This is a genomic window from uncultured Tateyamaria sp. (assembly GCF_947497045.1).
Lineage (GTDB): Bacteria > Pseudomonadota > Alphaproteobacteria > Rhodobacterales > Rhodobacteraceae > Tateyamaria.
In genome coordinates this window covers 38,696-50,988 of sequence record NZ_CANMEU010000002.1, presented here as the reverse complement: position 1 = coordinate 50,988, position 12,293 = coordinate 38,696, and the positions used below count along the sequence as shown (strand labels likewise).

At 61.4% G+C, this 12,293-nt stretch carries 10 protein-coding genes; 7 read left to right on the top strand and 3 right to left on the bottom strand.

The window, feature by feature from the left end:
- Positions 1 to 6: 6 nt before the first annotated feature.
- Genes Q0859_RS03690 through Q0859_RS03680 form a run of 3 tightly spaced genes read right to left on the bottom strand, consistent with a single transcriptional unit; the run spans position 7 to position 3,554 of the window.
- Entirely contained in the window at positions 7 to 1,329 is a 1,323-nt protein-coding gene (locus Q0859_RS03690) for a nucleotide sugar dehydrogenase (RefSeq protein ID WP_299147641.1), read from the bottom strand.
- On the bottom strand, positions 1,330 to 2,577 hold the full coding sequence (locus tag Q0859_RS03685) for a glycosyltransferase family 4 protein (RefSeq protein WP_299147639.1): 1,248 nt from the start codon (positions 2,575 to 2,577) through the stop codon (positions 1,330 to 1,332). It abuts the gene before it with no gap.
- Positions 2,577 to 3,554 (bottom strand): polysaccharide deacetylase family protein, encoded by a 978-nt coding sequence (locus tag Q0859_RS03680; RefSeq protein WP_299147636.1) that lies wholly within the window; start codon positions 3,552 to 3,554, stop codon positions 2,577 to 2,579. Before Q0859_RS03680 ends, Q0859_RS03685 begins: the two co-directional genes overlap by 1 nt.
- A 164-nt stretch (positions 3,555 to 3,718) precedes the next feature.
- On the opposite strand from Q0859_RS03680, the gene Q0859_RS03675 reads away from it, so the two are divergent.
- The 7 genes from Q0859_RS03675 to Q0859_RS03645 all read left to right on the top strand — a co-directional run bounded on the left by Q0859_RS03675 (position 3,719) and on the right by Q0859_RS03645 (position 12,292).
- Positions 3,719 to 5,167 (top strand): FAD-dependent oxidoreductase, encoded by a 1,449-nt coding sequence (locus Q0859_RS03675; protein ID WP_299147634.1) that lies wholly within the window; start codon positions 3,719 to 3,721, stop codon positions 5,165 to 5,167.
- 4 nt (positions 5,168 to 5,171) lie between these two features.
- Positions 5,172 to 6,170, top strand: a complete 999-nt coding sequence (locus tag Q0859_RS03670) for an ATP-grasp domain-containing protein (RefSeq protein ID WP_299147632.1) — start codon at positions 5,172 to 5,174, stop codon at positions 6,168 to 6,170.
- Between the two features lie 9 nt (positions 6,171 to 6,179).
- Entirely contained in the window at positions 6,180 to 6,839 is a 660-nt protein-coding gene (locus Q0859_RS03665) for an HAD family hydrolase (protein WP_299147630.1), read from the top strand.
- A gap of 282 nt (positions 6,840 to 7,121) precedes the next feature.
- The gene (locus tag Q0859_RS03660; RefSeq protein ID WP_299147628.1) at positions 7,122 to 8,450 is read left to right on the top strand and encodes an oligosaccharide flippase family protein; all 1,329 of its coding nucleotides are present in this window, start codon (positions 7,122 to 7,124) and stop codon (positions 8,448 to 8,450) included.
- Entirely contained in the window at positions 8,447 to 9,715 is a 1,269-nt protein-coding gene (locus tag Q0859_RS03655; protein ID WP_299147626.1) for a hypothetical protein, read from the top strand. Before Q0859_RS03660 ends, Q0859_RS03655 begins: the two co-directional genes overlap by 4 nt.
- A 139-nt stretch (positions 9,716 to 9,854) precedes the next feature.
- Positions 9,855 to 11,087 (top strand): polysaccharide biosynthesis/export family protein, encoded by a 1,233-nt coding sequence (locus Q0859_RS03650; RefSeq protein ID WP_299147624.1) that lies wholly within the window; start codon positions 9,855 to 9,857, stop codon positions 11,085 to 11,087.
- 17 nt (positions 11,088 to 11,104) lie between these two features.
- Positions 11,105 to 12,292, top strand: a complete 1,188-nt coding sequence (locus Q0859_RS03645; protein ID WP_299147622.1) for a glycosyltransferase family 4 protein — start codon at positions 11,105 to 11,107, stop codon at positions 12,290 to 12,292.
- The last annotated feature ends 1 nt before the right edge of the window (position 12,293 follow it).

Below are 12,293 nucleotides of genomic sequence, written 5' to 3'. Positions count from 1 at the left end.
CGCCCCCTAGAGGGACCACACAGTAATGTCCGGGCGGATATCATCGCGGGCCAGCGCGCTTTTGAGGTCCAGCAGCATGCCCCCCTCGCGAATCCGGGCCATCAGGTCCGCACCTTCGGCCAGGAACGCCTCATGCGGCACCGCAAGGATCAACATATCGAGGTCGGAGACATCCGACGGCGGGGCCATCGCCAGCCCATAATGGCTGTGCAGATCATCGGGTGATCCGACCGGGTCAAACAGGATTGGCTGCACCGAATATTCCGACAGGATGCGCACAATCTCGGGCACGCGTGAGTTGCGCAGATCGGGTACGTTTTCCTTGAAGGTCAGGCCCAATACCCCCACACGCGCATGGCCCGGCGACAGGCCAGCCTTGGTCAGCATGCGAATGGCGCGTTCGGCGACGAACTTGCTCATCGCGTCATTGGTGCGCCGCCCGGCAAGGATCATTTCGGGGTGCAAGCCCACCTCGACCGCCTTGGCCGCAAGGTAATAGGGATCGATCCCGATGCAATGCCCGCCCACCAGACCGGGCGAAAAAGGCAGGAAATTCCACTTGGTGCCTGCGGCCTCCAGCACATCGCGGGTCGGAATATCGAGCCGCTCGAAGATGATCGACAGCTCGTTCATAAGCGCGATGTTGATGTCGCGTTGCGTGTTCTCGATCACCTTGGCGGCCTCGGCAATACGGATCGAGCCCGCCTTGTGCACCCCCGCCGTCACAACCGAGCCATATAGGGCCGCAACACGTTCCGTTATCTCGGGGGTCTGCCCGGCCACGACCTTGGTGATCGTCTCGAAGGTGTTGACGCTGTCGCCGGGGTTGATCCGCTCAGGCGAGTAGGCAAGAAAGAAGTCCTGCCCGCAGATCAGCCCCGACGCCGCCTCGATGGCCGGGCCCATGATGTCTTCGGTCACGCCCGGATAGACGGTGCTTTCAAGGACGACGACGGCCCCGCGGGTCACGTGCGGCCCGATGACCTCACAAGCCGACAGGATCGCGCCAAGGTCGGGGCGGTTGAAGCCGTCAAGCGGCGTGGGCACCGTGATGATGAAGGTGGTGCATCCGGCCAGATCGCGGTCCGCGGCACTGAATTGGGTGCGGGTGGCGTGCAGGTCCGCACTGGTTGTTTCGTTGTTGGAGTCCCGACCTGCCGCAAGGGTCTGCACCCGCGTGGCCGAGCGATCATAGCCCACCAGATGCTGCACCGTTTGGGACAGCGCAAGGGCCACGGGCAGACCGACATAGCCCAGCCCAATCACAGCGACGCGTTCAGGGATCAGGGCATGGTGATCGGCGGGGGCAGGGGTCGGTGACGTATCCAATTACAAATCCATTTCCGCGTGCCGCACTGTGGGGGTCAGGCCAAGCTTGGCCATGAGGATGGTATTGACCCTAGCCACATCAAAGCGTGCCGCTGCCCGCGCACGCCCCGCAGCCCCCATGCGCACCGCCAGATCGGGGTCCTGCACAAACCGGGCCATCGCATCGGCCAGCCGATCTGCATTGCGCACCGGAACGATATATCCCGTGACGCCCTCGTCTACCGGCTCGGCACAGCCCGGCGCATCCGATGTGATCACTGCACGCCCCGTCGACATCGCCTCAAGCACGGTGCGCGACACGCCCTCACGATAGGAGGGCAGTACAAACACGCTGCAGACCGTCAGATGCGGGCGCACATCGGGGGTTTCGCCCAGATATTCGATAACGCCTTCGGCCTCCCATGCCTCGACCTCCTGTGCGGTGATCGAGGACGGGTTGGCGTCGACCGGCCCCACAAGCTGGCAGCGCACCTCGGGGTGGCGCGCCTTGAGCTGGCGGGCGGCCTGAATGTATTCGCAAATCCCCTTGTCGCGCAAAAGACGGGCAACCATCAGAAAGACGGGCGGCCCTTTGGGCACAGGTTGGTGGGCAAAGCGATCCAGATTCACCCCCGAGCCGGGCACAATGCTGACGGTGCTGTCAGGGGCGACAAGGCGGTGTCTGCGAAACTCCGCCGCATCCGCATCGTTATAGACCACGACCTCGTCCACCTGTTTCAACGCATGGCGATAAAGCTGGACAGAGCCCTTGCGCAGCAGCCGTTTGCGCAGGCCGCAGTGCTCATCCACGAACACATAGCCAAGGCCCGTACACATGGGCAGCACCCGATCAACGCCTGCCCAACGGGCCGCGAGGCCGCCATAGATGATCGGCTTCATCGTGTAGGGAAAGACAATGTCGGGGCCAAAATCGCGAAAAAGCCGGACCAACGCACGAAACGTCCTGACATCCCGCAGCGGGTTCTGGCCTGTACGGTCCATCGGCACGATCTTGAAGGCCACGCCGATCTCGGCCAGCTTTGCCTCGGTCACGGGATCCGGGTTCGGCGCGCAGGCCAGAACATCCGCGGATGCCGCCATCGCCTTGAGCAGATCATAGCGGAACCCCACAAGCGACGAGGTCAGGCTGGCCAGCACCACGATGCGCGGCTTGCGCGCGAGGCCCGTGTCCGTGCGGGATCCGGTCACGGTCAGGTCCTCGACCGCATCAGGACCAAAGGCCTGTCGATATGTGACCGCGCGCTGCATCACGCCGCCCCGGGCATCTGGGTGGCGGTGTTTCGGGCTGCATCCGCGGCTTGCGCCATGGTGCGCGACGGCCAGCCAAAGCGGTCATGTAGGCTGCGCCAGAACGTGATGATCTCTGCCAGCAACGCCAGATTCTCATCCGTGCAGGTGCCGAAATTATGCGGATGAAACCACAAGTGGAACATGCGGTTCTGCCGCGCGGCTTGCGCCATCTCGCGTTTGATCAGGCCGATGTGCATGCGGGCCGGGGCCATCGCGCCGCCACTGAAAGGGCGCAGAAACCGGCTTGCGGGAATATTTATGACGTCCCCCTCATGCGCCACATCGACCACCGCAGGCCCGCAAAGCGGTACATAGCTGTTGGCCAGCCGCATCCCGCGCCGCCATGTGGATTGCTGCGCCCGCCCCGCAGGGCGATCCATGCGAAACGGGCCGGGGCCGCGATAGACGTCAATGCCGCGTGCGGCACAAACGGCCAGCGCGTCCCTGGTCACCTGATTGCGCGGAAACACGATACTGCGCGGGCGCACATTGACCGGCTCAAAGGCCGCAATGGCCGCGTCGATGTCGGCTGCAAAGGCCGGCACGTCCAACTGGTCTTCGAGGCAATAGAAGTGGGAAAACGTGTGTGTCGCCAATTCCTGATGGGGCCGGTCCGCGATCTCGCGCACGAGAGACAAGCCAAAGTGATAGGGATCTGATGCCTCGTCCGGGCCGACCGCGTCCACGAACGCGTAGCTGTCATCGCGTGCATTGGAAAACTGTGGGCGGCGATAGGGCAGGGCAGCGCGCAACGCAGCGCGGTTTTCAAACATCAAAAGCCCCACACAGGCCCATGTCGCGCTGATCCCTTGCGCCTCAAACAAGTCAAGCATGGCCGGAACAGCCTGACGCGCGCCAAGGATGTTTTGGCCATAGGAGGCGATGGAATGGGTGCCATAGACCCCCCACATCAGTTCCAGATCCAGGGAAAGCACAAAGCCACCGCTGGAGAGTTGACTGTTATCTTGCGCAGATACCATTGATTTTAATGCAAATTTAAGTGACAAAGAGAAATTAGAAATTTTACTTTGAAAATCTTAGCAAATCGCAGTCTTCCTGTAACTGATTTTTGTAACGAAAAATTTATTTGGTGTGAGTCATGGGCTCTCGAAACGTATCTTTGGATACACCGCAAACCATCGTGATCGGGGCAGGGCCGTCGGGCCTGAGCGCTGCGTTGACCTTGCAACAAGGCGGGCATGCGCCCGTGTTGCTTGAACAGGGCCAGCATGTGGGCGGCATGATGCGCTCGCCACGCTGGCAGGGTTTCACACTGGATCTGGGGCGCAAGGAACTTTACGCCCGTTTTCCCGAAATCGACCAGTTGTGGCGCGCTGCCTTGGGGGACGATTATGCGCCCTATCCGCACCGGGTCGGCAGTCTTTACGACGGGCGCATTGTCGAAATGTCGGGGGCCTATCGTGGCCGCACGCGCGGGATGCCCGTGGGGTGGCTGGCGCGGGGCGGTTTTGATCTGTCGCGCGGCTGGATGGCAAGCGCGCGGCGCGCGCCCAAAACCTACGAGGAGTTCTGGCATTTCCGCGTCGGCCAGACCTTTGCCCGCATTCTGGCGCAGGGGTACTGGGAGAAGTTTCGCGGCACAGCATGGGCCGATATTGCCCCGCCCGACACCAACCCGGTCGATCAGACCATGGGCGCGGGCCTGCTGGCAACGGCCAAAAATGCGCTGGCCATGGCGGCGCGCGGGGGCGTGTCGCGGCAGGTGGCATGGCACCATCCGGGGGGTGGCACCGGGCAGCTGTTCGAGAGGCTTGCGGCGCAATACACTGCCCTTGGTGGCAGGATCGTGTTCGGGGCCACCGTCACCGCATTGGAACAGGACCCCTGCGGCGGCGTCACCGTCACCTATGATATCGAGGGCAAGACCACCGCTCAGAAGGCGCGCCATGTGGTGTCGAGCATGCCGATCGAGCGACTTTGGGGCGCCCTGCCAGCCGCCCGGACCGACGCGCTGGACCTGCCTGCGCCGGGGCCCGAAGCGCAGCGGGCCGTGCTGCTTGTCTATCTGTTTCTAGACGTGCCCCATCAGTTTCCCCATGCCTGGCTTGAGGTGAATGACCCGACGCTTTTGTGTGGGCGCATCACCAATTTCGGGGCCTTTGGCGGGCGCATGGTGCCTGAGGGGAAGGCGGCCTATTGCGTCGAATTCTTCTGCGACGGGCAGGCCCGTATCCTGAACTGCACGCCAGAGCAGCAGATCGAGATCGCGACGTCCGAATTGGAACGCGCGGGCCTGCTCGCCCGTGCCAACCTGATCGGGGCCCATGTCCTGCATTTTCCGCGCACCAATGCGGCGGCCAGTTGGCGCGAACAGCAGACGGCCTATCGCACGGCCCTGTTTGCCGAAGTGTCCAAGCTAAGCTCAATCTATCACGTGAACCGGCCCGGTGCCGATTGGGCCAGCCTGTCGGGCTTGCAGGCCGCCAACGCGATCCTGATGAATGACCGGGCCGCATTCGATGCAGCGGCGGATCCGACACGCCGTCAGAACGACAATATTGCCGCCAGCGCCCGCAGCGCAGTCTGACCTGATGATCCAAGAAAAGGCAAACGCCATGACGACACCCAAGCCCCTTTCAGTTCTCATCTGCTCTGCCGGGCGGCGCGTGGGCCTGCTCAACAGTTTTCGCACCAGCCTGCGTGATCTTGGGCTGGAGGGCCGGGTGATCGCCTGCGATCTGGACCCGGGGATGAGCGCGGCCTGCGCGGCGGCCGATGCTGCCTTTGCCGTGCCGCGCGCCACCGATCCCGGCTATGCCGCGGCGATCCTTGATATTGCGCGCGCCGAAGGGGTGGGGCTGATCGTACCCACTATTGATCCTGAATTGCTGCCATTGGCGCAGGCCGCACAGGAGTTTGCTGCGGCTGGCATCCGTGTGCATGTGTCTGCCCCGCCCGTGATCGACGTCGTGCGGGACAAGTCCGAAACCGCCCGCGTGCTGGACATGGCCGGCGTGCCCGTCCCGCGCACGTTGACCGAAGCGCAACTGCGCGCCACCCCGGACGGGCTGCGCTGGCCCGTCTTTGCCAAACCCTCGGGCGGCAGTGCAAGCCGTGGACTGGCGGTGTTTGATCACATCGACATGCTGCCCGACACCTTTGACGAACCAATGATCTTTCAGGACCGTCTGACCGGGCCGGAATACACCATCAACATGTTCGTTGACGCCAAGGGCGCGCTGCAATGCGTGGTCCCTCACAAGCGCCTGGCGATCAGGGCAGGGGAGGTTGAAAAGGGACGCACCGAACGTCGCGAGGACCTGCACGAGATCGCCGCAGGCATCCTGCGCACCTTGCCCGATCTGCGCGGCGTCGCCTGTTTTCAGGTTATCGAGGATCCCGAGATCGGCATCGCCGTCTTCGAGATCAACGCACGCTTTGGCGGTGGCTATCCGCTGGCCGACTATGCCGGCGCACCCTTTGCACGGTGGCTGCTGGAAGAGGTCGCCGATCTGCCCCGCAGCGCGGACAATGCGTGGCGCGATGGTGCAGAGATGCTGCGCTATGACGATGCGGTCTATCGGGGATAGGGGCCGCACATGATCGTCTTTGACCTCGATGACACCCTCTATCTGGAGCGTGACTTTGCCTTCAGCGGCTATACGCATCTTGACCAGTTGGTACAGAGCGAGACAGGCGTCGCGGGATTCGGGGCTCGCTGTCGTGCCTTGTTCGAGGCGGGCGAGCGGCGCACCATCTTTGATCTGGCCCGTCGCGCACTTGGGCTGGACGCGGCGGACATTGCCATCCAGACCCTGATCGACGCCTATCGCAACCACCCCCCCGACATTACGTTGTGCCCTGATGCAGCCGATTTTCTAGAGCAAAACCCCCAGCCCTTTGGTCTGATCACGGATGGGCCCGCGCATATGCAACGCAACAAAATCGCAGCCCTTGGGCTACCTCGCTGGATCGAACATCTGCGTCCCACAGGGGCGTGGGGCGAGGGATATGGCAAACCCCATCCGCGCGCCTTTATCGAGATGGAACAGATCGCGGGCACCGCAGATCACATGGTCTATATCGCGGACAATCCGGCCAAGGATTTTGTCACGCCCAAGACACGGGGATGGACCACCGTGCAGGTCACGCGGGTCGGCGGGGTCCATGATCCTGCGCCCAAAGACGAGGCGCATGCGGCCGACATCGTGGTCCCAAGCCTGCACGACTTCTCGCTATGGGTGAATGCGCGGCAATAGGTTTGCGATAACGCCCTTTTGGTGTATCGTCAGGACATATTTCATGTCTTCCTCGGGCTTTATCCCGGGCACCTTATTTTTGACGACCAGTATTTAGCGCCACTTGCGCCCTGTTTTTGGGGACCGTTTTTTGCTCATATTTGATCAGCAACATGCCCGTGTGTTCGCGAACCCTTCGTTTGGGCACACGACCGCGAAATGCTGCCACAGCTGCGTGCGCCCCTGGGGGAATGTCCAATGCTGGGGGTAGGGCGGCATCCGGGCTGGCTTGCCCAAAACGTGATGTACAAGCGCATCATCCGCAATGCGGGGTGGTTGTTTTCGACCCAGGTTCTGGGCGGGCTGGTCGGCGTGGTCACCCTGGCCATGATGGCGCGCACCGTGGGCCCTGCGGGTCTGGGGGTGATCGCGATTGTGCAGGCCTATACCCGGATCGTGGATCGGCTGATCCGGCTTGAACCGTGGCAAACCATCATCAAATACGGGATGGAGGCGCTGGAGGCGGGCGACACCGAACGGTTCAAACGGCTGCTCAAAGCCTCGATTGTGATCGACATGGCAGGCGCGCTGGTGGCCGGGAGCGTCGCGGTCGGTCTGGCATCGATTGCCACGCCGTTGCTGAACCTGTCCGAAGAGCACACCCGCTATGTCCAATTGCTGAGCCTTGGGTTGTTTTTCACGCTACAGCCCACGGGCATTGCGATCTTGCGTGTGTTGGATCGATTTGACCTGTTGGCCAAGATTGACTTTGGCACAGTGATGGTGCGCTTTGCGCTCACCGCGCTGGCGTTCTGGTTTGGTCTGGGCATCTGGGCGTTTATCGTCATCCTGCTGGTCGAACGGACGCTGAATGGCAGCGTCGGTTTTGCCTTTGGGCTGCGCGAACTGCGCCGTCGCGGATACACACAGATCCTGACGCCGCCCTTGTATGGGGTGCTGGGCGAAAACCCCGGTTTTCTGCGCCTGCTCTGGAACTCGAACATCAACGTGATCCTGCGTCAATCCACGCAGCGCTTTGATATCATCATCCTGTCAGCCTTTGCCGATACCTCTGCGGTTGGGGCGTATTTTCTGGCGCGGCGGTTGTCGGAGGCCACGTTGCGGCTGACGCGCCCGCTCAGCCAGGTGGTCTATCCCGAACTTGTGCGCATCTGGTCCTCGGGCACGGCACAGGCGTTCCGAAAACTCGTGCTGACCGCGACGCTGGTTCTGGGTGGGCTGAGCACGGTGTTCTATGTGCCGGCGGCTTTCTACATGGGCGATCTGCTGGCCTTGTTCTTTGGCGAAGGGTTTCGCGATGCGGCCCTGCTGGTCAGCGTGCAACTGCTGGCCGTCGCGATTTACCTCAGCGGGACGATGGCCAACCCCGCGATGCTGACCATTGGCAGGGACCGCGAACTGGTGCGGATCACACTGATCTCGACGGTAATGTTCTTTGTGCTGATCGTGCCGCTGATCTTATGGCTGGGGCCGGTGGGGCTGTCCCTGAACCACCTGTTGTTCAATGTGTTGTGGCTTGGCGGGTGCGGTGTGGTTATCCGCGACACGGTGCGCGCGCGCAAAAGGACTGAAAAACGCACAGCTGCAATCCAAGCGGAGGTGCGCCCATGAGGCATCCGACATTCCATGGGATGAGCCTGTCGCAGGTTGAGACATGGCTGGTGCTCGCCGTTGTCTTCCTTGCGCCCATGAACTTTCTGAGGCTGCCCAACGTCTACGTCACGGCCAGCGATATCATGGCGCTTTTTGCACTGGCGGCCATGACGTTTCGACAGCGCATGCCGCTGAAATTCTTTGGAGAGGCCACGTCATTCTGGATCGCGAGCCTGATCCTGCTGCAAACCGGGTTGCTGATTGGATCGCTTGTGAACGGTGATCCGCGCGACGGGTTGATCGGCTTTGCGCAATACGGGTTTTCGATGTTTCTGCTGCCTGTTTTGATCTGTAATCGCCCCCTTGAAGAAACATTGGGGTTGATAAAGGCGTTTGTGCTGTCGCTGGTCGTGATCATGGCCCACGGCGCTTATGTGGTGCATTACACGCCGGATGACTTGCGGTTCATGTCCTATAGCGGCCGGCTGACCTCGCTGATCGAACGGGAGAATGCCGCGGGTACATTGGCCGCCCTCGCCATCGTCTATGCGTTTTTCCTCGCCTATGTGGGGCGGCTGCGGGTTGTAACCTTTGGAACATGCATTGTCGTACTGGTCTATGGGCTGATGCTGACGGCGTCCAATACCGGGTTTTTTCTGGCCGGTATCGGGGTGATTGCATTGGCCGTGTTCACCGGGTCCCTGCGGCTCATGGGCTGGGTTCTGGGTGTCGGGTTTGTGGCGCTGATCGTGACCCTTTTGTTTGGCGAGGCGATCTTGCCCGAAATTTTCGTGCGCCGGGTGATGGCGACGCTGACCACCGGCGATATCACCGCAGCGGGGACATTCACCGGGCGCATGGCGCTGATTTCGGAAGCTATGGGGATTGCGCGCGACACCCTGTTTGTGGGGCTGGGAATCGATCAGTACCGGGTGGTCAGCCTGCACGGCGCGCCGGTCCACAACACCTATCTGCTGTTGCTGACCGAGGGGTCACTAATGGCGCTGTTGGGCTTGATGGGGTTGTTTGTGACGGGTATTTTCCTCAGCTGGCGGGCGCTGCAATACCCGCAAACCCGGCTGCTTGGCGGCGCGAGCGTGACGGTGCTGCTGATGTTTGCGCTGGCCATGAATGGATTTGCGCATGTCTATGCACGGTTCTGGGCGGTACCGTTCATTTTGGCCCTCGCGCTCAGCGCGGCGGCCGTATCCGCACGCGCAGATCCTCAAACGCAGCCCGAAACAGACCACGCCCCACCAAAAGGAGCCCCAAAGAACGCCTGATCCCAATTTGCAGACATGCGCCAGCATGTTTGTATTTTGAACGCGACCGCTTTTATGCTAAATTAGTGGATATATTTCAGCACTTTGTGCGCCCTAATTTTTATAATTTCAAATTTGAAGGTTTTTGATCGTGTCACATATGGCCACACCTCACCTCTCTTTTCCGCAGCTTTGCAGAGCGCTGATTGGTGCCGCAGCACTTGTTGTGCTGGCACAGCCCAGCCTTGCCGAAACCCACGCGCTGGCACCCGGCGACACCATTTTCATCCGCGCTGGCAATTGGAGCTTTACTGATCAAACCTATCAGGAATGGGCGGGCGTCAGTGGTGAGTACAAGGTCGGGGCAGGGGGCGCGATATCGGTCGCGTTGGCCGGGCAGATCGAGGCGACCGGCAAGACGCCCCAAGCGCTGTCGGACGAGATCAGCCAGATGTTGCAGCGTCGCATTGGCTTGCCCGATGCCCCAACTGTCGCCATCGAGGTCTCGCAATACCGCCCCGTTTTCGTGACGGGTGCCGTGGATCGCCCCGGCGCACATCCTTTCAGCGCCGGGCTCACCGTTGGACAGGCGCTTGCGCTGGCAGGCGGTGCGCCACGCACCTACGAGCCGGGCCAAACCTCGACAACGCCCGATATTGAATTGCGTGGCCGTCTCGAACAGGTCCGGGTAAACCTTGACGCGCTTGTGGCCCAGGAAGCCCGGCTGGTGGCCGAAATCGCCAGCTACGAAGGGCAGGGGACCGATCAGAGTGTCACCTTGTCGCCCATCGAAACCCAGTTGAAGGACGCCAACCAAACGGCTGTTTTATCTCAACAAGAGGCATTGCGTGAACTTCAGCGCCTGCTCGATGAACGGATCGTTCGGCTGGATCAGGAGATGCAGCTGATCACCGGACAGATCGATACAACAAACGAAGAACTTGAGCGCATCTCGACGCTTCAGGAACGTGGTCTTGTCATCAACACCCGGGTTGCTGCACTGCAAACCAGCATCGCGAATATGGAGGCACGGCGCCTGCAAGTCGAGGTCGCGCGGCTCACCGCCGAGCAGCAACGCAACACCGCCTTGCGCGAAGAAGCGGGAATTTTGGATCAGGCGCGGTTGCGCCGCCTGACAGAGCTGAAACAGACCCGCGATGCCCTCGCCGAGGCGCGCATCCGGTTCCTGACCACCCAAGCCATTCACCGCGATTATATGGCAACCGATGGTGGGGCGACGTCGTATATGGCCGCGAAGGAACCACCGATTTACCGGATCACACGGACGACGGGCGATAGTACGGAAACCATGACGGTGAACCGCAACACGCCCGTCAAACCCGGCGACCTGCTCGAAGCCATCCAACCGCTTGCCGCCTTTCTGACCGAGTAAGCGCGGGCACTCACACGATGGTACGTACGTCCAAGCGCATCCGCGTCCTGTTTCCATTTGTCGGCGGGGACGAGATCGGTGGCAGCCATATCTCGGCGATGATGCTGATCCGCAATCTTGACCCGGATCGGTTTGATCCGCGCATCCTGATCCATCGCCCCACAGGTCCGTTCGCCGAAATGCTGCGCGACAGCGGCGATGTGTTCGAGGCCGTGCCAGACATTCCGATCCTCGGATCCGAGCGCACGCTCGCGGTAAGCAATTCGACGGGTGTGGTGGGATATATGCGCCGATCCCTGTGCCCATTGCGCGCGGTGTTGAAGCGGACAGACGCCGATATCGTGCACACAAATGATGGACGAATGCATGCCAATTGGGTGCTGCCCACGCGCCTGTCAGGACGCGCCTTACTGTGGCACCACCGTCAGGATCCGGACGGGGTAGGGATCAACAAGATCGCCCCCTTGCTGGCCAACCGCATCGTGACCGTGTCTGAATATGCCAAACCAAACAATCCCTTACGCAGCATTCAGGGCCGCTGCGATATCATTCACAGCCCGTTTGATTTTGCGACAGACCCGCCTGATCCGGACACGGCACGGGCGGGCCTCTGCGCAGAGCTTGGGATCGAACCGGGCGCACTCATCCTTGGGTATTTCGGGACCATCATCGTGCGTAAACGGCCCGACCATTTTGTCCGCTCAGTGGCTGCGATTCAGGCGCAGATGCCAGAGACCCCGGTCTACGGTTTGATCTTTGGCGAGATGGAGCGCCCGGATTCCCGCTTGGACGAAACTGTGCCCGCACTGGCGGCGCAGTTGGGGGTCGGGTCGCGTGTCCGGCTCATGGGATTTCGCAGTCCCATCCAGCCCTATATGGCTGGAATTGACGCAATGCTGGTGCCTGCGTTGAACGAGCCGTTCGGACGCACGCTGATCGAATCCATGTATCTTGGCACGCCCGTCATCGCAACAGATCACGGAGGTAACCCCGAGGCCATAACCCACGGCAAGACTGGATTTCTGGTCGATAAGGACGATCCGAGCGCCTTTGTCGAACCGGTCCTGACGCTCAAAAAGGACCCGGACCTCAGGTCACGGATCATCGCCGCCGCAAAGGCGGATGTGTTGGAGAACTACGGTACGGACAAACACGTTTCAAAAATCAGCGCCATCTACGAACAGTTGGTGACACGACAGCCCTAGG

Bases quoted from the DNA above. Each gene is read 5' to 3' on its own strand.
- Q0859_RS03645 (WP_299147622.1), top strand. From the start codon at position 11,105: ATGGTACGTACGTCCAAGCGCATCCGCGTCCTGTTTCCATTTGTCGGC.
- Q0859_RS03660 (WP_299147628.1), top strand. From the start codon at position 7,122: ATGTACAAGCGCATCATCCGCAATGCGGGGTGGTTGTTTTCGACCCAG.
- Q0859_RS03665 (WP_299147630.1), top strand. From the start codon at position 6,180: ATGATCGTCTTTGACCTCGATGACACCCTCTATCTGGAGCGTGACTTT.
- Q0859_RS03675 (WP_299147634.1), top strand. From the start codon at position 3,719: ATGGGCTCTCGAAACGTATCTTTGGATACACCGCAAACCATCGTGATC.
- Q0859_RS03655 (WP_299147626.1), top strand. From the start codon at position 8,447: ATGAGGCATCCGACATTCCATGGGATGAGCCTGTCGCAGGTTGAGACA.
- Q0859_RS03670 (WP_299147632.1), top strand. From the start codon at position 5,172: ATGATCCAAGAAAAGGCAAACGCCATGACGACACCCAAGCCCCTTTCA.
- Q0859_RS03685 (WP_299147639.1), bottom strand. From the start codon at position 2,577: ATGCAGCGCGCGGTCACATATCGACAGGCCTTTGGTCCTGATGCGGTC.
- Q0859_RS03650 (WP_299147624.1), top strand. From the start codon at position 9,855: ATGGCCACACCTCACCTCTCTTTTCCGCAGCTTTGCAGAGCGCTGATT.